Genomic DNA, 19,357 nt, shown 5'->3' on the forward strand with positions numbered 1-19,357 from the left:
ATTAAATCAACAACCAGTTTTTCCGTTTTCGAATGGCTCCGGGTCGGATTTACAAACAATCTGAATGTATATAGCTCTGTCGTCAGGACCTAATTAGCTTGCGATCTGGTGGGGTTGTTGTTTCAGCCGCCAGCTAACGAGGTCCCATCGGGGTGGGGATAGTACCGGCGGTCTATTGCAGATGCAGCGCCTGGTTTGGCTTCCTGTTTGCGGGGAGCACTTCCATGGCAGCCTATTATGCTCGCTCCTTGGATTGCGTAGAAATAATTACGACAAGGAGTTTACAATGAACATCAAGAGCCTTCTTCTCGGCTCCGCTGCCGCTCTGGCGGCAGTATCCGGTGCTCATGCTGCTGACGCGATCGTCGCCGCTGAGCCGGAGCCGCTGGAATACGTTCGCATCTGCGACGCATATGGTGCTGGCTACTTCTTCATTCCCGGTACCGAAACCTGCCTCAAGGTCGGCGGCATGGTCCGTACCGAAGGCAAGTGGTACGATGCCTACAATGCCAACAGCCACAACGGCACTCTCTGGCATACCCGCGCTCAGCTGAGCCTCGACACCGCGACCGACACCGAATACGGCCCGCTGAAGACCAACACGGTCATCCGTTGGGATTGGCAGGAAGGCAACTCGACCTCCACCAAGCTGCTGTTCGCCAACATCAGCCTCGGCGGTTTCCTGGTCGGTAAGGCCGATTCGCAGTTCAACTATTACATCGGCTATGCCGGCGACGTCATCAACGACGACGTGATTTATGACGGCCCGTACGAACTCAACCAGTTGACCTACACCTATGATGCCGGCAACGGCTTCACGGCTGTCGTCTCGGTTGAAGACTCGAACTCCAGCGGCTCGGGCGCTGGTTATGGCGCGAGCTGGGCAAGCGACGACAAGGCCAACCACTACGCTCCCGACGTCGTTGCCGGTGCCGGCTTCAAGTCCGGCGCATGGGGCTTCAAGGTTGTCGGCGGTTACGACTCCATTAAGTCGGAAGGCGCCATCAAGGCTCGCGTCGATGCTGACTTCGGCGTCTTCTCGGCCTTCTTGATGGGCGGCTGGAACACGGACGGCGACAACCTGAACAAGTACGCGGGCACCAACCTGGCTCGCTCTTCTTGCCCGGCTAACGATGCATCGAAGTGCGGCTGGGGTGACTGGGCTGTCTGGGGCGGCGTTGGCGTTCCGATCAACGAAAAGCTGAAGTGGAACCTCCAGCTCGCCTACACCGACTCGAAGATCTTTGCCGCTACCACGAACGTCAAGTGGAACCCGGTCAAGAACCTGCTCATCGAGCCGGAAGTCTCCTACACCAACTTCGATTCCGTGAACCAGGATCAGTGGGCTGGTATCCTGCGCTTCCAGCGTAGCTTCTAATATGGAATTACCCGGCTTAGCGCCGGGTATGAGAAGCCTGAGGTTCCAATCCGTCAGGCTTCTTCCATCGATCGGTTGACGTCCGATCAAAGCCGGAAGGATCCGATTTCCCCCCGGGTTCTTCTTATCCCCATGCAAGATCAACGCTGATGACGTCAATCCGGCGCGTAGAACCCCGCCTGGTGGGCAGCCCGATCCAGCTCCTCCCGGAAATCGGGATGGGCAAGCGCGATCATCGCCCTCGCCCGCTCCGCCACCGATTTTCCCTTGAGGTTCACCCAGCCATATTCCGTGACAACGATATGGATATCGTTGCGCGACGTCGTTACTGGACCTGTCAGCGTTGGAACAATACGCGAAAGCGTTCCCTTGGCCGCCGTCGCATGACAGGCGATGATCGAGCGGCCGCCGCGTGAGCCATAGGCGCCTCGGACGAAATCCACCTGCCCGCCCGTGCCGCTGAACTGCCGCCCATTAACGAATTCGGAATTGCACGCGCCATTGAGATCGATCTGCAGCGTGGCATTGACCGACACCATGCGGTCATTCTGGGCGATGACGAAGGGATTGTTCACATAATCCACGGGATGTGCTTCGACATCGGGATTATCGTTCAGGAAGTCGTAAAGCGGCTTGTCTCCCAGCGCAAAGGTGAAGATGGTTCGCCCGACATGTATCTGCTTGCGGCTATTATCGACCACGCCGGCCCTGACCAGAGCGGCAAGTCCCGATGTCATCATTTCGGTGTGGATGCCCAAGTGGCGGTGCTGGGATAGACCGGCGCAAACAGCGTCCGGCAACGCACCGATGCCCATCTGCAGGCAATCGCCGTCGTCCACGAGTCCCGCGACGATGGCGCCGATCGCATCATCGACTTCCGAGCGAGGTGCGGCAGAGAGCGCCGGCAGGCTTGCGTCGTTCTCGACAAGCGCGGTGACGCTTGAGACCGGGATCATGCAATTGCCCCGCACATAGGGCATGCTGGGATTGACCTCGAGGATCAGCCGGGCACCGGGCTTGCGGGCGACCGCCAGGGCATAATCCGTGCTGGCGCCGAGACTGAAATTCCCGTCCGCATCCATGGGCGAGACGGTGGCAATCAACGTATCGACGCCCACATGCTCCACCAGGGAGCGCGGCACCTGGCTGAAATGGCACGGCACGATTTCGGCGGCCGGCAGCATCTCGGCCATTCGCCGCTTATCCAGGGCGCGATCCACCGCTCCATGAAAATAACTCATGGGAATGATGCTGTCACGCAGGTCGAAGTCGAGCACGCTCGAGCCGGCGACGCCTGTACAAAGCAGGTAGTAGAGCCGGACATTGTCCACCGCGCCGGCCCGCGCGCGCTCGGCCAATGCCGCGAGAATGGCCGGCGGCTGGCCGGCAGCGATCGGCATGGCGATCTTCGCGCCCGATGGTATCAAGGCAACGGCCTCATGGGCAGAGCGCACGCGTTCGCGGTATTGCGTCTGATGATTAGCGGCCATCGAGTCCTCCCCTTGAATGCCACCGTCAGCACAATTTGGCATCCACTGCGGGATCGCGATCGACCCTCCTCCAAGGTCGCCGCGAACACTTCGCTGCAGTAGGACGCGCTTACATAAAAGCGCCGAACCCGCTGTTCGCGCAAGACCCGAACAGCACATCCACACCGACAAAAGCGAACTCGGCCTCAACCTGATCTAGGTTCGAGGCCAAGGATGAGGGGAACGACAATCTTCCCTCTTCGCTTCGATTGATGACCGAGCTTGTCAGGCCTTAACGTCGACTGTGCCCATCATGCCGAGATCTTCATGTTCGAGGATGTGACAATGATACATGCGCCGTCCCGGCAAATCCTGTCGTAGCAGGATGCGTACCGTCTCACCGGCGGCAACGTTCACAGTGTCTTTCCAGGCGTGGTAGGACGGCTTGGTGACCGCGCCATCTCTTTCGCGTTCGACAAGCTGGAACTGCGCCCCATGCACATGAAACGGATGGTCCATGTCCGCCTGATTGACGATTTCCCACAATTCGACCTGTCCAACCTTCGAGACTTCGTCAATGCGCTTCATATCGAAACTGGCGCCGTTGATAAGGAACTTCATCTCCATGCCTTCCATGGATTCCGTCAATACAAAGCGACGCGTGACTGCCGGCTCTGCGAGGCGGTCAATGGTGCGCAGCTTCGCGGGAAGCGGCGGCGCGACAGGCGCGGCTTCCTCCGAGACATTTGCCGTCAGCAAGGTCATGCCGGCCTCTTCGGGCTTGCCCGGCCCCATCCACCCACGCTCGTAGTCGAGCGTGACAAGCTTCGCCGCTCCAGGTCTGTCGAAGGAGATGATGAGCTCGACGCGCTCGGCGGGAGCGAGCAACAAATCGTCTATGCCGACGGGAGCTTCGATAAGGCCGCCATCCGTTCCAACGAGCACCATGGCGGCATTCTCGAATGTCAGCCGCAGGAACCGCGCATTTGTCACGTTGAAGAGGCGCAGGCGACGCTTTTCCCCTTTCGCGACGGCCAGGACCGGATTCCTCTGGCCATTGACTAGGATATGATCGCCGACGCGCCCATTCATCAGATCGATCATGTTGCTCGCCGGCATGCTTCCATCTTCGCCGATCCGGAGATCGGTGAACATCAGGATCGTATCGCCATATTCGGCGGGGATCGGGTCATCCTTGGGTTTGACCAGGAAGACGCCCGCGAGTCCGCGATAGACCTGCGTGGCGGTAAGGCCATGCGGATGGGGATGGAACCAATAGGATGCGGCGCTGCCTAGAGGCAGATCGAAAGCATAGAGGCGCTCGCTGCCCGAGGCGACGGGCTCCATAGGACTGCCATCCTGATCAGCCGGCACCGGCATCCCATGCCAATGAACCGTCGTCGGCTCATCGGGAATGCCGTTCCTGAAACTGATCTCGACCCTGTCGCCCTCATGCGCCTCGATCACCGGATTTCCGCCGTTATAGAGGAGCGCGGACGTGTCGAGCCCCTCGGCGAAACGAACCGAGCCCGGTTCGGCGGCAAGCCTTGCCTTGAACAGACCCGCTTCGCCAGCCTCGTTCATCAAGCGCGGCAACTCACGCAAGGGCCGCCCTTCCGGCAAGACAGGTTTGCCGCCGCTCATCGGCATGTCATGAGCGCCGTTTGCCCCGATATGTCGCATGTCATGCATCATCTGGGCCGCGGCCGGCCCGGAAATCGCCAGGCCCGCCAGCCCTGTTAGAAAACGACGTCGGTGCATCGATTGCTTCCTCTTACTCACGGCAATGTCCCCATTAGGCCGCTCACCGCAGCCTCGCGCTCCTTGGTCCTTGAACCGAAGGCGCCTTCAACCGGCTCTGCGTCGATGGTGATCGTGGAGAGCTTTTCATGACCTTGGTTGCCCAGTTCGCGACCGCCTGCCAGCCCGCTTGTTCGACCACGTGTCCGGGTAGCGGTTGAATGGCGGTCGTCTCGACCTTGACCGTGGGCCCATCGAGAATTCTCATGGGTTTTGATCTCATGGTGCTCAAGGTGGAGGTTCCAACCGTGGTAAGGTCAAGTGCCCCCTGGCGAAAAATATGCTATTGACCTTCCCATGGTTGGAAGGGCCACCTGCCATCGGCGACAATCAGGCGGTGCCTGTCATTGGAGAAGCTTCATGAATATCGGACAAGCGGCAAAGGCATCCGGCGTTTCGGCCAAGATGATCCGCTACTACGAAGAAACCGGCCTCATTCCGGCCGCCGGCAGGACGGCATCGGGCTATCGCGACTATTCGGATAACGACGTGCACATGCTGCGCTTCATCCGCCGGGCACGCGATCTCGGCTTCGCCGTCGCTGAAATCAGCGAGCTTCTGGAACTCTGGCGAGACGAAACCCGGCAGAGCGCCGAGGTCAAGCGCCTGGCTCAGGGCCATATCGAAGCGCTGAAAAAAAAGATCGCCGACCTGCAGGACATGGAGCACACACTCACCATGCTCGTTAATTCCTGCCAGGGCGACCATCGTCCGCATTGCCCGATCCTGCAGCGGCTCGAGACCGATCAGGAGGACGAAAATCTGTCGATCGAGCCTCGAACCGGCGCGATACCCCGGCCCTTGCAGTGATCCCTGCCTGCCAACGTCCCGGTGGCGGACTGCCGGCACAGGACATGGCCGGGATTAAATCCCCACCAAGGCCGCTCAGGCTTCCCCTTCAAGGAATTGCCGGAGGCGAGGCACGACGAAATCGAGGAAGACGCGCACGCGCTGCGGCATGCGCGCGCCGCCGAGAAAGACCGCATGGATCTGCTCCTCATCCGGCTCGACGACATCGGCGAGTACCTCGATGAGACGGCCGGCCGCGATGTCGGCGCGGACGTGATAGTCCCCCATGCGGGCAAGCCCCACACCCGCCAGCGCCATGCGCCGCACGGTTTCGCCATTATTGGCGAGCAGCGAACTCGTCATGGCGCGATCGACGATGCGGCCGCTTTCCCTTACCGGCCAGACGGGCGCGAGACGGCGGAAATTGAACCCCAGACAATTGTGCCGCGAGAGATCATCGACGGTCAGCGGTATTCCATGGCGATCGAGATAGCTGGGCGCGGCGACGATCTTGCGGCGGGCAATGCCGATGCGGCGCGCGATCATGCCTGACGCCGGCAAGGCCCCGACCCGAAAAGCGACGTCGGTACGGTCGAGATAAAGATCGACGATTTCATCCGACAGCGAGAGATCGACGACGACATTGGGATAACTCTGCCAGAATTCCGGCAAGAGCGGTTCAAGTCCGAGCACGCCCAAGGCAACGGAAATGTTGACCCGTACAGCGCCGCCCGTCGACGTCGCGCCCTGCGCCAGTTCCTGCTCGACCTCGTCGAGATCATGCAGCAGGGCTTGGCTGCGCTCATAGTAGATCCGCCCCTCCAGGGTCAGCGATAGCCGTCGCGTCGAGCGTTCGACAAGCCGAACGCCGAGCCGGGATTCGATGCGTGAGATCAGTTTGCTGACGGTGGACGGTGTCATGCGCAGCAGGCGCGCCGCTTCGGAAAAACTGCCTGCTTCCACCACCCGAAGAAATACCTGCATCTCCCCGACGCGATTGTCCATGGAGCACCTATTTTTGATTTGGTTTCACAAATAATGTGAAAAGCTGCCCAATTATCAAGCGCGGATGCTCTCTCTATTTCATAGGCCGAAGAAATCGCGCCTTCAAATCCGGCGCGGCATCCATTCAAGGCGGCCAAGGCCGTCGAGATTTTCAAAAAGGAGTTTTCGATGCTCACCGTTACCGCCCACGGCGCTGCAATTCCCGCGCTCGGCTTCGGCGTCTTCCGCATGTCGGATGCGGAAGTGGAGCGTGTCATCCCGGCCGCGCTCGAAGCCGGCTTCCGTCATTTCGATACGGCGCAGATCTATCAGAACGAGGCAGCGCTCGGCAGGGCCTTGCAAACGGCTGGCGCAAGACGGGACGACCTCTTCCTGACCACCAAGGTCTGGGTCGACAATTACAGCAAGGAGAAGTTCGCCGCTTCGGTTGACGAGAGCCTCGACAAGCTCAAGACCGACCGTGTCGATCTCCTGCTGCTGCACTGGCCGGGCGACAAGGTGCCGGTCGCCGACCAGATCGAAATGCTGAACGCCGTCAAGGCCGCCGGCAAGACCCGCTTCGTCGGCGTCAGCAACCAGAATATCGCGCAGATGCGGGAATCGGCCAGACTTTCCAGCACGCCGATCGTGACCAATCAGGTCGAGATCCATCCCTATCTGCCTCAACAGGCCCTTATCGCGGCGGCGAAAGCGAACGATGTCGCAATCACCGCCTATTACGGCATGGCCGACGGTGCCGTGCCGAAAGAGCCAGTATTGCAGCGGGTCGGCGCCAGATACGGCAAGAGCGCCGCGCAGGTCGGGCTGCGCTGGCTGATCCAGCAGGGCCATATCGCACTGTCCAAGACCGCCAATCCCGAGCGCGTCAAGGAGAACATCGCGATCTTCGACTTCAATCTCGACGAGGCCGATATGATCGCCATCGCCGCTCTCGCCCGCCCCGATGGCCGTATTGTCAGCCCACCCGGCCTCGCGCCCCAATGGGACGCCTAAGGAGTTTCAACATGGACGCCAAGATTTCGACGGCCGAAAAGGCCCAAACACCCTCTCACGCCCGATGGGCTCTTCTCGCGCTTGCGATCGGCGCCTTCGGCATCGGCACGACAGAGTTTTCGCCGATGGGACTTCTCCCGGTCATCGCCAAGGGGGTCGATGTCTCGATCCCGACGGCAGGCCTCCTCATCAGTGCCTATGCGATCGGCGTCATGGTAGGCGCCCCCTTCATGACGCTCGCCTTCAGTCGCTTCGGCAAGCGCACGGCGTTGATGCTGCTGATGAGCATCTTCACGATCGGCAATCTCATGTCGGCGATGGCGCCGGGCTACTTCACGTTGCTGCTTGCCCGGCTCGTCACCAGCCTCAACCACGGCGCCTTCTTTGGCCTGGGTGCCGTCGTGGCGGCAAGCGTGGTAACGAAGGAAAAACAGGCAAGCGCGGTCGCCGCCATGTTCATGGGGTTGACGATCGCCAATATCGGCGGCGTGCCGGCCGCGACTTGGGTCGGTCAGGCGATCGGCTGGCGCATGGCCTTCGCTGGAACCGCCTTGATCGGTGTCGCCGCCATCGCCGCGCTTTGGATCGCTCTTCCGAAAGGCGAGCGCGGTGCCATGCCTGATATCAGGCGGGAACTGGCCGTGCTCACCCATCCTACGGTTCTCATCGCCATGGCGACCACCGTCATGGGCGCGGGCGCGATGTTCTCGCTATACACCTATGTCGCTCCCACGCTTACCGAACTCACCGGCGCTTCCAATAGCTTCGTGACCCTCGGACTGGTGCTGATCGGCATCGGTTTCACGATCGGCAACTGGCTTGGCGGACGACTGGCCGACTGGTCGCTCGACGGCGCGACCAAGATCTTCCTGGCCTTGCTCGCGACCATCATGTTCGCGCTGCCATTGGCAATGATCACCCACGCAGGAGCCGCCATTGGCCTGCTTCTCTGGGGTGGCGCGGCGTTCGCGATCGTTCCGCCCGTGCAGATGCGCGTCATGGAAGCGGCGGCGGAAGCGCCAGGCCTTGCCTCCTCCATCAATGTCGGAGCCTTCAATCTTGGTAACGCCCTTGGAGCCGCAACGGGTGCCGCCGTCATCAGCCTTGGTTTTGGCTATGCGGCGGTCTCGATCGCCGGCGGTCTGCTGGCCGCCGCCGGCCTGGCACTGGTGTTGATCGGCACACGCAAGCCGTCGTCGCTGCCGGCAAATTGTGGCGCATGATCAATCCACTGGCCGCCGTATCAAGCATCAAAATTTCTCGATGCCCTGCCCGCTAAAATCAAGCCGTCCACGGTCTTTCGCCGCGGACGGCCTAACTCAATTGAAACAGCCTTGCTCAGGGCAGTTTGATTTCGAGCGTGATCATGTAGTTGCTATAGTTCGGAGGAGCCGGCGGCGGGTTGGGGTTGGTGGCCGAGAAGATCGAATAGTCGCTTATGCGCGGAGGCGTGGATGGCGGCTTCACGTCCGGCCTCCAGGAGGCCTTGATCGTTATCTTATCCGTGGCGCGATAGGAAAGATTGAGCTCGCGGTTCCTGCTTGTGCCATCCCGGGAATGCTTGCCCTCCAAGGACCATTTGTCCCATGATGCTTTCAGGCTCTCCGCTGTCTGGGTGCCTCTGCGTTCATAGCTGCCACTCAGGGACGAATTGTTACCCTTGGTCGACAGCTCGTAGAGTTGATCCTGAACCTTGCCGTTGAAATCGGTCGTGATCGTGGCGCTGCCTTCGGTCTTACCATCCGACGACCGTGCCTTGACGTCGAAGATGATCGTCTTGTTGCCGACATAGACGCCAACGTTCGGATTGAGCCCATTCGTCTTGAAGCCGATGTCGCTCTTCGCCTTTGAATCGAGAACGATGGGACGCTCGGGCGACTGGAAATATTTTCCAAGCAAATCCTGCTGGGGTCTGGTCGGCGCGACAGGCTTGCCCATGGGGTCGAAGGCACCCATGACCGTGCAGCGCTGCCCGCTCACCCAGCTGTTGACGGCAAAGATCAGATGTCCGTCATCGCCAATCGCCGCTACGCCCTGATGCAGACTGTTCCTCAGGTTATAGCGGCCGCAGCAGGATAGGGGGTTGTCGGTTGCCGCTTCGAAGGACCGGCCGGAAAAAACGACGCCGGACGGCAGTCCCGATGCCGCACTGCTGCCTAGAATCGGGCAACTGGAGAGCGGTATCAGCCTGTAGCTGTTCAAATCCGTTTGCGACGTCTGGCCCGCCGGCCTGGTGAGCGGTGCTAATCCCATATCTGATCTGCCGTTTCCTGATCTGTTGACGAAGGATGAAAAATGAGAGCGATGCGATTTATGCGTGTCCCGCCGGCTGAGTTAGGTCGGCGAATTTTTTTGTCCAGTCGCGGGTTTTGTTTCTGATCGGTCGCGCGCACTTGCCGAATTAGCCCACGCTTCTAATTTGTCTGATGAATTAAGAGCCTTCGTATTGCCAGCGCAGGTTGCTTTCAGATAGACCCTTTCCATCCCTCGTGTTCAGATTCCCTGGAGCGCCGTAATGCGTCTTGAACCGCAGCAGCGAATTTATGTCTGCTTCTTCCTCTTCGCGGTCTCGATGGGCGCGATGCTTTCGCGCCTTCCCGATCTGCAGGATGCCTTGCGCATCGACAAATCCGAGCTCGGCCTGACACTGATCGGTGCGGCGATCGGCGCGCTCATATCACTCACCTTCGTCTCCCCGATCGTCGCACGCCTCGGCACGCGCAAGACGGCATTCATCACCGTGCTCGGAACCTCCGCATCCCTCGCGCTCGTGCCGTGGATGGGCTGGGCTCCGCTGGTCTTCGCTGTCCTCTTCTGCGAGGGATTGCTGGCAGGTGCGCTGGAGATCAATCTCAACGTCGAGATCGATCGCATCGAGGCCCAGCTCGGCCGCGGCGTCATGAGTCGGGCGCACGGGTTCTGGAGCCTCGGTTTCTTTGTGACGGCACTCGTGTCGTCGGTGATCCGGCAGGAGGGCGTGCCGATGCACGTGCATCTCGGCCTGACATTTATCTTCGTCCTCATCGTCGGCTCGATTACCATTGCCGGCATGCGCAACGCGCCGGCCCGCCCGACCGAGGATCATGTCGAGACCCATCACATCGCGTTGCCGACGCTCGGCCTTTTGCCGCTCTGCGTCATCGGCATCGCGGCATTCCTGGTCGAGGGTGCTGGCATCGACTGGTCGGCGATCTACATGCGCGACGTCTTTCACGTCGAGCCCTTCGTCGGCGGCCTCGGCCTGACGCTGTTCACCTTCTTCATGGCACTGACGCGATTGTTCGCCGACGGGTTCGTCGATCGCTACGGCTCCCGCTGCGTCGCGCTTTCCCTGATGCTCCTGGCGATAACCGGGCTTTGCGCCGTCTGGCTGGCACCTCACCCCAACGTCGCGCTTCTGGGATTTGCCTTCATGGGCGCCGGCTGCAGCGCGGTCTATCCGCTTGTGGTCTCGGCCGCCGCCCAGCGCACTGACCGCCCGGCCCATGTCAACGTCGCGGCCCTCGGCCAGATGTCCTTTGTCGTCTTCTTCCTGGCGCCGCCCTTGCTTGGATTCATTGCCGAACACGCGGGCATTCGCACGGCGTATCTGGTATGCATCCCGGTTATCCTGGCCGGCCTGATGGGTGTGGGTTCGCTTTCTGGACGCCGAAGCGCCTTTGCGTAAGGACTCAGCGATCTAGCGAGAATCGGCTGGATCAAATCAGCCAGCATCCGTTATCGGCTGGCGAGGGGGAAGGCTATGCGCTTCCCCCTCTTCCGCGGCCAAGCGTGGGGCATCGCTTGCCTGCGGGTGCCTTCACCACGTCAGACGCCTTGTCCGCTTAACGGAGTGAGCGGAATGCCGCCCTGACTTCGTTGGTGAAAATCGCCGGCTGCTCCCAGGCCGCGAAGTGCCCGCCATTGTCAGCTTCGTTGAAGTAGATCAGGTTGCCATAGCAGCGCTCGGTCCAGGTCTTTGGTGCCTGGTAGATTTCGCCCGGGAAGACACTGACCGCGACCGGCAGGGTCGGAATCTGGATGGCATTGAAATTGTTGGAATGGTCTTCCCAATAGATCTGGGCCGCGGAGGTTCCGGTTTCCGTGAACCAGTAAAGGGAGATGTCATCCAGCATCTCGTCGCGGGTCAGGACCTTTTCCGGCTGCTTGTTGCTATAAGTCCAGGTGGCGAACTTGTCGTAGATCCAGGCAGCCAAACCCACCGGCGAGTCGACGAGCGAATAACCAATGGTCTGCGGACGGGTGACCATCATGTTGGCATAGCCCGAGCTATCGCGGTAGAACTCCGCCAACTTGTCGAAGCAGGCACGCTCCTTATCCGTCAGATCGGCCGGAGCGGGATCGCCAGCAGCCAGAATATGGGCAATCTCCTTGGGGACGATCCCAGGCATATTGAGATGGATACCGAGCAATCCCGGTACGTTCTGAAGCGCCATGCGCTGGGAGATGACGGAGCCGCAGTCGCCGCCCTGCGAGACGAAGCGCTCATAGCCAAGACGATGCATCAGCGTGCCCCAAGCGCGGCCGATATGGTCCGAGCCCCACCCCCTCGCCGTCGGCTTACCGGAGAAGCCGAAACCGGGGATCGATGGCACAACGAGATGAAAGGCATCTTCGGCGCTGCCACCATGCGCTGTCGGATTCGTCAAGGGATCGATCACCTTGAGCATTTCCAGGATCGAGCCAGGCCAGCCATGGGTCATGATCAGCGGCATCGCGTTTTCGTGCCGGGAGCGCACGTGAATGAAGTGGATATCCAGCCCGTCGATTTCGGTCACGAACATCGGCAGGGAATTGAGCTTCTGTTCCACCTTTCGCCAATCATAACCGTCGGCCCAATATTCGACGAGATCGCGCAGACGCTCGAGCTGCACGCCCTGAGAATCATCAGCGACATTTTCCTTGAGCGGCCAGCGTGCCGTCGCAAGCCTTTGCTTCAACTGGGCGATCGCGCTGTCGGGAACATGGACCTTGAACGGCTTCACACCATCAGGCAAGGCGTCCGATGCGGCAAAGGACATGGCAGGCTTCAGGAGCGACGCTGCTCCAGCGACGGCAGCGGCGGTCACAAAGGCACGTCTGTTCATTGAGAAGGATAAAGGCGACATCAGGATCTCCAAAAGGTTGGGAGGTTTGTTGAATGCCGCGAAGTTTTGCTTTCGGCGTGTATCCCGGTTGTGTGCTCAACCCAGTCAAATTGTATCCTTCCGTGTCCGGATCGACCGAGGCTACAATGGAATACAGAACTGCGCGCTTTGACTTTGCCACCGACAAAATGCAGGCCGGAATTCCGGAACCTGCCCAATTAGCCGGCGAAGAAGAATTTGGAGACCTCTCCCGAGGCGGCACCGTGGAGATTGCGCGGGTTTTTGAAAGTTGTCTTCCGTGAAGATGGAAGCGGTTCGATGGCTGCTTGCTCGGAGCAACGCTCGCCCATCGGCCAAATAGAGGCGGCTATCCCGGCGGGAGGAGAACCATGGATAGCCGGCCGGCCGCCTATGTTGAGATCAGGCCGGCAAATTCCACTTAATCGCGTTAGCGCACCTTACGGCGCATAGCGCGTGAAGACGTAATCGTGATCCCTAACGTTACCGACATGGCAGCTGAGACAAGTTTCATGTTGGGCGATATCGACCGGCCTGCCATCGACGAACCGCCCGAAACCCCAACCGTGGCTGTCCGGATATTTCTTGGAATCCTTCACCATGACCTGAACCGTCGTCGGCGCTCCCGGCACCGTTGCCGGCGCGAACTCCGTCGATTGCTTGCGCTTGTAGGCCAGCTTGACGAGGATCGAGCCATCCGGGAAAGGCAGCGTGCCCTTCTTGTAGGCCTCAATGGCGATATCGTTACCGAGCACGGCGCGAAGTTCATCGAGCGGCGGAGCTTCCTGCGCGGGCGCGATGAATTTCCAGTCCCGATAGCCTTCCGGTATGGTCACACCATAGATCGGCGAGGCATTTTCCGGCGGCGTTGCTGAACCTGCCGATTGCGAAGCGGCGATGCCGACGGCAAGGCTTGAGACGGCAAATGCACCGAGGAACGCAAATTTCATTCTGGCCTCCTGCCTGATGGATGATCTCGCGGGAAGATCGCCTGGAATTGTATCCGCGAGATTTCAGGAAACGGCGCGATTGTATCGCAATGTAGCCGGCGAGGCCCATTCGTGTGAGCCGCTCATCGGAAATCGGGTGGCGGCAGCTCCGGTTCGGGCGCTAGGCTCCAGGTTATCGCGGCATTCGCAGGCCTCGAACGCCCTCGAAAGCCCGCCCAGACCGAGGATATGAACATGAACGTATCGATCTCTACTTTTGCTCCGGGTTCCTTGGAAAGCCCCATCGTGGCCCGGGTCGACGCCTATGATTGGCCGTCGCTGGCGGGAGAACTTGACGGCTTCGGCTGCGCCGTCCTTCCGAAGCTTCTCGCACCCGATGAATGCAACGCAATCTCCGGCCTTTATCCCGAGGAGCGTCATTTCCGCAGCCACGTCATCATGGCGCGCCACGGTTTCGGAAGAGGCGAATATCGCTATTTCAACTATCCGCTGCCAGGGCTTCTCGGTGGATTGCGCACCGCGCTCTATCCTCGTCTCGCCGATATCGCAAACCGGTGGAATGAACGCATGGGCCTTGAGGAACGCTATCCCGATGAGCATGCCGCCTTCCTGAGGCAATGCCACGAGGCCGGTCAGCGGCGTCCGACGCCGCTGCTGCTGCAATACGTGCCGGGAGACTTCAACTGCCTGCATCAGGACCTCTACGGCGAACTCGCTTTCCCAATCCAGGTGGCCATTCTGCTGTCCGAGCCGGGGCGGGATTTCACCGGTGGTGAGTTTGTCCTGACCGAACAGCGGCCGCGCATGCAAAGCCGCGTGGACGTCGTGCCGCTTCGACAAGGTGATGCCGTCGCCTTCGCAGTCCATAATCGGCCCGTGCGGGGAACCAAGGGGAACTACCGTGTCAATCTCAGGCACGGGGTAAGCCGGGTCCGCTCAGGCAAGCGCCACACTGTCGGCATCATCTTTCATGACGCCCGCTAAGGGCGCCCCTACCCGATGAAGCCGGCGTAATTTTCTCCGGTAATTCTATGCATGATGGCCGAATATGCCTGGTGATTCTGATCGCCCGCCAGGACGCGGCCCAGCGACGGTTGCGCGAATGCCGCCATCGGCAGGAGGGCGAGCGGCGTCGAGACGGGTGTGAGATGCGAGCCCTGCCCGGCGCGCAATGTCGTCAGCAAGCCGAACATCTCGCCGGTTATACTGGGTCTCGACAATATCGCCATGCGATACTGCCCCGACGAATTCGTGACCAAATAGATATGCCCCGACAAGTGCGGCACCGACACCGAGCCCTGCTGTGAAAACGAGGCGTCGCTGCGCTCGCGTTCGCGGAAGCTCAGGCAGGTCCCGTCTTCATCCCAGGCGATCTCGGTGCAATAGGCGAAAATCGCCTTCGCATCGCCGAAGGACGGACGGAGCGTCAGGTAGGTGCCTTCCAGCCAGGAAACCGAGGCGCGGGAATAGGCACCAAGTTCCTCGGGGGCATGGCCGGGCCTGTCCTTGACGACAGGTGCTTGTGTTCCCGCCGGTTCCCGCAGCACGACGCCCATCGCCTGCTCCAGCCGGATGAGGGTCGCCAGCGTGAAGGGCCGGTGGCCCGAAAGAGCCTTCTCCAAGGTCGAAAGGCTAATGCGCGCATCATTGGCAAGACGTTGCCTGGAAATGCGCCGTCGGGCGATCTCTTCGCGAACCCGCGCCGCCACGGCGCTGTTCTGGCTGTCGGACAAATAGGGGTCGCCCTGGACCATTCACTCGTTTCCTGATTACGTAATTTTCTTCACAATTCCACACATGGCCGTAACCGGCAAGACCGTTTGCGGCAAGATGCGGACGAAAGAGGGCAAAGCTTACGCTGGCGAGAAAATAGCCTTTGTTCACAATGGCTTCAGTCATTCCACCAGCGATTAAGGAGCCTGTCATGTCAGCCTCACCACACGTCTCGCGCTACCAGAAGCGGCAGAATTTCCTCATCGGATTCGGCCTGCTGCTCTGGTTCAGCAATGCCATTCTGCTGCCGGTACTCGCCGTCGTTTTCGCGCTCCTGCATCCCCTGGAATCGCGCGCGCAACCCGCAGCCTTCGTCACGCCAAACGAAATGGGCGCGGGCAGCCTTCTTCTTCAGACCAAGGAAGAGGGAAGATATATCGAGGCACCCCGGCTCGCGACCGATGTCGATCTCGACGTCAACGGACCGACGGCACGCGCGGTGCTCACGCAAGCATTCGAGAACACGACCGACAAATGGGTCGAAGCCCTCTACGTATTTCCACTTCCGGAAGACAGCGCGGTCTATTCCCTGAAGATGATCGTCGGCAACCGGGTCGTTGTCGCCGATATCAAGGAGAAGCAGGCCGCGCGTGCCATATACGAGAAAGCGCGCAAGGAAGGAAAGAAGGCGTCCCTGGTTGAACAGCAGCGCCCGAATGTCTTCGCCAATGCGGTCGCGAATATTGGCCCGCATGAAAAGATCGTCGTGCAGATCGAATATCAGCAGTCGGTCCGCCTGGCGGACGGTCGCTTCTCCCTAAGGGTGCCGCTCGTCGTCGCACCGCGCTACAGCCCGCAAGACGCATCGCCCATCACGCAGCAGGCAGATCTAAAGGCCGGCTGGGGTCAGTCCAAACAGCGCCCATCGCGTGTGGTCAGCGACAAATCCATCTCGGCACCCCTGATGGCTCCTGGCGGCGATCGCACCAACCCTGTCACCCTCAAGGTCAATCTCAACGCCGGTTTCCCGCTCGATGACGTCAAAAGCCTCTATCACGCGGTCAAGATCGACAAAGTCACCGACGCCGAGCGCCGGATCGTCCTTGATGGCGATGCGACCGCCGATCGCGACTTCGTGCTCGAATGGAGCGCCGTCGCGAGCAATATGCCAAGCGTCGGCCTCTTCCGCGAACATGTCGGCCAGGATGACTATGTGCTTGCCTATGTAATGCCGCCGGCGGTGGCGACGCCGCGAAAGGCCGGCCGCGAAGTGGTCTTCGTCATCGACAATTCCGGTTCGATGGGCGGCACCTCGATCGAACAGGCAAGGGCGAGCCTCGATTATGCCCTGTCCCGGCTCGAGCCGAACGATCGCTTCAATGTCATTCGCTTCGACAACACGATGACCAAATTCTTCTCCGATTCGGTGATGGCAACGGCCGACAATATCGCCTCGGCCCGCCGCTTCGTCACCGGCCTGGAAGCTGCTGGCGGAACGGAAATGCTGCCGCCGCTTCAAGCAGCGCTCGACGACAGCCACCAGGCCAGCGGATTGCGCCAGGTCGTGTTCCTGACGGACGGCGAGGTCAGCAACGAGCAGCAGCTTCTCGATGCGATCGCGAAATCGCGGGGACGCTCTCGTATTTTCATGGTCGGCATCGGCTCGGCGCCGAACACGTACCTGATGAACCGCGCCGCCGAACTAGGCCAGGGCAGCTTCACCCACATCGGTTCGGTCGCCGAGGTGAACGAGCACATGCGCGCCCTCTTCGACAAGCTGGAGAACCCGGCTGTCACCGACGTCGCGGCCGCCTTTTCGCAAAAGAACGTCAACCTGTCGCCCAATCTCCTGCCCGACATCTACCATGGCGAACCGCTGGTTCTGGCGGCCCGGATGGGAAAGGCAGCCGGAACCCTGACCGTCAGCGGCGAGATCGGCGATCGCGCGTGGACGATCTCCCTGCCGCTCGACCAGGCAAGCAATGCCAAGGGCATCTCGAAGATCTGGGCTCGCCGCCAGATCGATGACGCCGAGGTCAATCTCACGCTCGGCAAGATCACGCAGGCTGATGCCGACAAGCGTATCCTGCGATTGGCACTCGACCATCATCTGGTCACGCGCCTCACAAGTCTCGTCGCTGTCGATACGAAGCGTCTGCGCCCGGCAAACGCGCCGCTGACACAGGCCGACATTCCATTGCAGCTTCCCGCGGGCTGGGATTACGACAAGCTCCTCGGCATCGGTGCGGCGCGGGATGCGAAAGCCGACAACAAACATCAGCAGACAGCTGATAAGTCGCAGGGTGTGGATGGCGATGCGGAGCTTGAACCCATCTCCGCGCCGGCTCCGGCCAGCGTTTCGCTGCCGCAGACCGCAACGCCCGGAATGCTTCTCATTCTCCAGGGATTGCTTGCCCTTCTGTGTGGAGCTTCGCTGCTGGTCCTCGCATCGCGAAGGAGCCGGGCATGATCGCCGCCACTCGCATCCAGACCATCGGGAGCGCGCCAGCGCGCTCCCTCCTGACTTTCGCGGCCGGCATTCTCATCGCCGCCGGTCTCTTCCTCGCCGCACAGGGGGGTTGGATCTACGCCAAGGCGGCCTTGGCGCAGCTTCTGCTGGAGCGCGCATTCGCCGAGAGCGTGATATCAGGCGCACCGGTCAAGCCCTGGAGCTGGGCCGACACCTGGCCGGTGGCGCGTATCGAAGTTCCACGCCTTGGCGTTTCCGCCATCGCGCTCAAGGGTGCGAGCGGACAGGCGCTTGCCTTCGGCCCCGGTCATCTCGACAATACCCCGCAAGCGGGCCAAGAGGGTACGGCCGTCTATGCGGCGCACCGCGATACCCATTTCACTTTCCTGAAAGATATCCGTGTGAACGACCGTATCCGCATCACACGCAGCGATGGTCGGACCTTCACTTTCCGCGTGACCCGCATGGCCGTTGCCCGCTGGGATGAAGCAGAGATCGACCCCAACGCGCGCGGCGTCCATCTCGTGCTGGCGACCTGCTTTCCCTTCGACGCCGTGACCTCGGGACCGCTGCGCTATCTGGTCTATGCCGATCTCGAAGGAACGACGGGTAAATAGACGACGGCCAGGATATGGAAATCAACCCTACCCGCCGGTGCGGGTAGACGCTTCCGAGTAACGCGCATCCATTGGGGCGAGACCGTTGGCGTTGGTTTGCGTCAGGATACCATAGAGCTCCGGACGGCGGCCTCTTATCCAGCGCTGGCCCGTGCACTTGTCGAGCAAGGCCAGATCGATTTCAGCGCTCACCCTCGCATCGGCGGCCGCCCAGGTTTCGGCCAGGATCCGACCATAGGGATCGAGGATCATGGCGTTGCCGGTGCGCACTTCGTCTTCATCCTGTCCGACGCCATTGCTGAAGACGAGGAACATTCCATTGTCGTGGGCGCGCGACGGCAGCCAGCGCATGAACCATTCCCGACCGTTTGGTCCTCGAAATTCGGCCTCGATCGCCTCCGGATCTTCGTGGCGATTGATCCATTTTTCGACCGGTATCCGCTTCAGCCCGTGCGGACTAACCGAATGCCCGCCGCCAGCCTGATGCGGCGCGATCAAGAGCTCGGCGCCAAGCAGCGCGGTCGCCCGCGCGTTCTCGATCAGATTATTGTCCCAGCAGATCAGGATGCCGGCCCGAATTCCCCAAGGTGTATCGAAGACCGTGAAGGCATCGCCGCTGGAAATGAGGCGATGCTCCCAGGCATGCAGCTTGCGATGGCAATGGATGGGGCCAGCCGGCATGCAGACCGCGTAGCTGTTATAGAGCTTTCCGTCTTCACCCAATTCCAGGAAGCCGGCGCCGATCGCGATGCCCTTCTTACGCGCGAGCGCGGCTACCCGGCTGATCGAAGGACCGGAGAGCGGCTCCGCCAGCGCCCGCAGCGCAGAGCTATCGAGTTTCGGAACATGCCAATATCCGCAGATGCACATCTCGGGAAAGACGACAAGCTGATTGCCGGCCTGCACGGCTTCTTCCGTGAAATGCTCCACGCGAGAGAGATTAAAGGCCTTGTCATTGGCCCGATGTTGAAACTGCACGGATGAAATCTTGAGCGCCATGTCGATTGCTCCTTTCGCTATGAAGCAATTTGACCATGCGGCTTTTCTTTCGTAAAATGACTTTATTGA

Annotated in this window: 17 protein-coding genes; 9 read left to right on the top strand and 8 right to left on the bottom strand. The window is 60.6% G+C overall.

Going from position 1 to position 19,357, the window contains the following annotated elements:
• Positions 1-286 precede the first annotated feature (286 nt).
• Positions 287-1,378: a porin gene (locus FBZ99_RS23195; protein WP_113396260.1), complete on the top strand. Its 1,092-nt coding sequence runs from the start codon at positions 287-289 to the stop codon at positions 1,376-1,378.
• Positions 1,379-1,533: 155 nt separating this feature from the next.
• Here the strand turns inward: FBZ99_RS23195 and FBZ99_RS23200 are convergent, their stop codons facing one another.
• A complete protein-coding gene (locus tag FBZ99_RS23200) occupies positions 1,534-2,868 on the bottom strand; it encodes an acetyl-CoA hydrolase/transferase family protein (RefSeq protein ID WP_145635060.1) in 1,335 nt (444 codons plus the stop codon).
• A gap of 264 nt (positions 2,869-3,132) precedes the next feature.
• Positions 3,133-4,608: a multicopper oxidase family protein gene (locus FBZ99_RS23205; protein WP_145635062.1), complete on the bottom strand. Its 1,476-nt coding sequence runs from the start codon at positions 4,606-4,608 to the stop codon at positions 3,133-3,135.
• 399 nt (positions 4,609-5,007) lie between these two features.
• Here FBZ99_RS23205 and cueR point away from each other — a divergent pair, with 399 nt between their 5' ends.
• The gene (gene cueR, locus FBZ99_RS23210) at positions 5,008-5,457 is read left to right on the top strand and encodes a Cu(I)-responsive transcriptional regulator (protein ID WP_113355845.1); all 450 of its coding nucleotides are present in this window, start codon (positions 5,008-5,010) and stop codon (positions 5,455-5,457) included.
• A gap of 75 nt (positions 5,458-5,532) precedes the next feature.
• On the opposite strand, the gene FBZ99_RS23215 is transcribed toward cueR, so the two are convergent.
• Entirely contained in the window at positions 5,533-6,441 is a 909-nt protein-coding gene (locus FBZ99_RS23215) for a LysR family transcriptional regulator (RefSeq protein ID WP_145635065.1), read from the bottom strand.
• Between the two features lie 168 nt (positions 6,442-6,609).
• On the opposite strand from FBZ99_RS23215, the gene FBZ99_RS23220 reads away from it, so the two are divergent.
• Positions 6,610-7,434, top strand: coding sequence for an aldo/keto reductase (locus FBZ99_RS23220; protein WP_145635067.1), 825 nt, complete (start codon positions 6,610-6,612; stop codon positions 7,432-7,434).
• Positions 7,435-7,445: 11 nt separating this feature from the next.
• Complete coding sequence (locus FBZ99_RS23225) at positions 7,446-8,657, top strand: MFS transporter (RefSeq protein ID WP_145635069.1); 1,212 nt, start codon at positions 7,446-7,448, stop codon at positions 8,655-8,657.
• A 115-nt stretch (positions 8,658-8,772) separates the two neighbouring features.
• On the opposite strand, the gene FBZ99_RS23230 is transcribed toward FBZ99_RS23225, so the two are convergent.
• Positions 8,773-9,687, bottom strand: coding sequence for a hypothetical protein (locus FBZ99_RS23230; protein WP_145635071.1), 915 nt, complete (start codon positions 9,685-9,687; stop codon positions 8,773-8,775).
• Between the two features lie 262 nt (positions 9,688-9,949).
• Here FBZ99_RS23230 and FBZ99_RS23235 point away from each other — a divergent pair, with 262 nt between their 5' ends.
• A complete protein-coding gene (locus FBZ99_RS23235; protein ID WP_145635073.1) occupies positions 9,950-11,101 on the top strand; it encodes an MFS transporter in 1,152 nt (383 codons plus the stop codon).
• A gap of 157 nt (positions 11,102-11,258) precedes the next feature.
• Here the strand turns inward: FBZ99_RS23235 and FBZ99_RS23240 are convergent, their stop codons facing one another.
• Entirely contained in the window at positions 11,259-12,542 is a 1,284-nt protein-coding gene (locus FBZ99_RS23240) for an epoxide hydrolase family protein (protein ID WP_145635075.1), read from the bottom strand.
• Positions 12,543-12,667: 125 nt separating this feature from the next.
• On the opposite strand from FBZ99_RS23240, the gene FBZ99_RS33220 reads away from it, so the two are divergent.
• Positions 12,668-12,823 carry a hypothetical protein gene (locus FBZ99_RS33220; protein WP_173004652.1) on the top strand — a complete coding sequence of 52 codons (156 nt, stop codon included), beginning with the start codon at positions 12,668-12,670 and terminating at the stop codon, positions 12,821-12,823.
• 156 nt (positions 12,824-12,979) lie between these two features.
• On the opposite strand, the gene FBZ99_RS23245 is transcribed toward FBZ99_RS33220, so the two are convergent.
• Positions 12,980-13,489, bottom strand: a complete 510-nt coding sequence (locus FBZ99_RS23245) for a cytochrome P460 family protein (RefSeq protein ID WP_145635077.1) — start codon at positions 13,487-13,489, stop codon at positions 12,980-12,982.
• 234 nt (positions 13,490-13,723) lie between these two features.
• Here FBZ99_RS23245 and FBZ99_RS23250 point away from each other — a divergent pair, with 234 nt between their 5' ends.
• Entirely contained in the window at positions 13,724-14,473 is a 750-nt protein-coding gene (locus FBZ99_RS23250) for a 2OG-Fe(II) oxygenase (RefSeq protein WP_442966505.1), read from the top strand.
• A gap of 8 nt (positions 14,474-14,481) precedes the next feature.
• On the opposite strand, the gene FBZ99_RS23255 is transcribed toward FBZ99_RS23250, so the two are convergent.
• Complete coding sequence (locus FBZ99_RS23255) at positions 14,482-15,243, bottom strand: helix-turn-helix domain-containing protein (protein ID WP_145635080.1); 762 nt, start codon at positions 15,241-15,243, stop codon at positions 14,482-14,484.
• A gap of 170 nt (positions 15,244-15,413) precedes the next feature.
• Between FBZ99_RS23255 and FBZ99_RS23260 the strand changes: the two genes are divergently transcribed.
• Positions 15,414-17,672, top strand: coding sequence for a marine proteobacterial sortase target protein (locus tag FBZ99_RS23260; protein ID WP_145635082.1), 2,259 nt, complete (start codon positions 15,414-15,416; stop codon positions 17,670-17,672).
• Positions 17,669-18,289 carry a class GN sortase gene (locus tag FBZ99_RS23265; protein ID WP_186450330.1) on the top strand — a complete coding sequence of 207 codons (621 nt, stop codon included), beginning with the start codon at positions 17,669-17,671 and terminating at the stop codon, positions 18,287-18,289. Before FBZ99_RS23260 ends, FBZ99_RS23265 begins: the two co-directional genes overlap by 4 nt.
• Positions 18,290-18,316: 27 nt before the next feature.
• Here FBZ99_RS23265 and FBZ99_RS23270 read toward each other — a convergent pair whose 3' ends face one another.
• Positions 18,317-19,288, bottom strand: a complete 972-nt coding sequence (locus tag FBZ99_RS23270) for a nitrilase family protein (RefSeq protein WP_145635084.1) — start codon at positions 19,286-19,288, stop codon at positions 18,317-18,319.
• Between the last annotated feature and the right edge of the window lie 69 nt (positions 19,289-19,357).

It is taken from the genome of Rhizobium sp. ERR 1071 (assembly GCF_007828675.1).
In the GTDB taxonomy this organism is placed as follows: domain Bacteria; phylum Pseudomonadota; class Alphaproteobacteria; order Rhizobiales; family Rhizobiaceae; genus Rhizobium; species Rhizobium dioscoreae.

What these genes read in the sequence shown, in the direction of transcription:
- FBZ99_RS23195 (WP_113396260.1), top strand. Translation starts at nt 287, where the DNA reads ATGAACATCAAGAGCCTTCTTCTCGGCTCCGCTGCCGCTCTGGCGGCA.
- FBZ99_RS23200 (WP_145635060.1), bottom strand. Translation starts at nt 2,868, where the DNA reads ATGGCCGCTAATCATCAGACGCAATACCGCGAACGCGTGCGCTCTGCC.
- FBZ99_RS23205 (WP_145635062.1), bottom strand. Translation starts at nt 4,608, where the DNA reads ATGCACCGACGTCGTTTTCTAACAGGGCTGGCGGGCCTGGCGATTTCC.
- cueR (WP_113355845.1), top strand. Translation starts at nt 5,008, where the DNA reads ATGAATATCGGACAAGCGGCAAAGGCATCCGGCGTTTCGGCCAAGATG.
- FBZ99_RS23215 (WP_145635065.1), bottom strand. Translation starts at nt 6,441, where the DNA reads ATGGACAATCGCGTCGGGGAGATGCAGGTATTTCTTCGGGTGGTGGAA.
- FBZ99_RS23220 (WP_145635067.1), top strand. Translation starts at nt 6,610, where the DNA reads ATGCTCACCGTTACCGCCCACGGCGCTGCAATTCCCGCGCTCGGCTTC.
- FBZ99_RS23225 (WP_145635069.1), top strand. Translation starts at nt 7,446, where the DNA reads ATGGACGCCAAGATTTCGACGGCCGAAAAGGCCCAAACACCCTCTCAC.
- FBZ99_RS23230 (WP_145635071.1), bottom strand. Translation starts at nt 9,687, where the DNA reads ATGGGATTAGCACCGCTCACCAGGCCGGCGGGCCAGACGTCGCAAACG.
- FBZ99_RS23235 (WP_145635073.1), top strand. Translation starts at nt 9,950, where the DNA reads ATGCGTCTTGAACCGCAGCAGCGAATTTATGTCTGCTTCTTCCTCTTC.
- FBZ99_RS23240 (WP_145635075.1), bottom strand. Translation starts at nt 12,542, where the DNA reads ATGTCGCCTTTATCCTTCTCAATGAACAGACGTGCCTTTGTGACCGCC.
- FBZ99_RS33220 (WP_173004652.1), top strand. Translation starts at nt 12,668, where the DNA reads ATGGAATACAGAACTGCGCGCTTTGACTTTGCCACCGACAAAATGCAG.
- FBZ99_RS23245 (WP_145635077.1), bottom strand. Translation starts at nt 13,489, where the DNA reads ATGAAATTTGCGTTCCTCGGTGCATTTGCCGTCTCAAGCCTTGCCGTC.
- FBZ99_RS23250 (WP_442966505.1), top strand. Translation starts at nt 13,724, where the DNA reads ATGAACGTATCGATCTCTACTTTTGCTCCGGGTTCCTTGGAAAGCCCC.
- FBZ99_RS23255 (WP_145635080.1), bottom strand. Translation starts at nt 15,243, where the DNA reads ATGGTCCAGGGCGACCCCTATTTGTCCGACAGCCAGAACAGCGCCGTG.
- FBZ99_RS23260 (WP_145635082.1), top strand. Translation starts at nt 15,414, where the DNA reads ATGTCAGCCTCACCACACGTCTCGCGCTACCAGAAGCGGCAGAATTTC.
- FBZ99_RS23265 (WP_186450330.1), top strand. Translation starts at nt 17,669, where the DNA reads ATGATCGCCGCCACTCGCATCCAGACCATCGGGAGCGCGCCAGCGCGC.
- FBZ99_RS23270 (WP_145635084.1), bottom strand. Translation starts at nt 19,288, where the DNA reads ATGGCGCTCAAGATTTCATCCGTGCAGTTTCAACATCGGGCCAATGAC.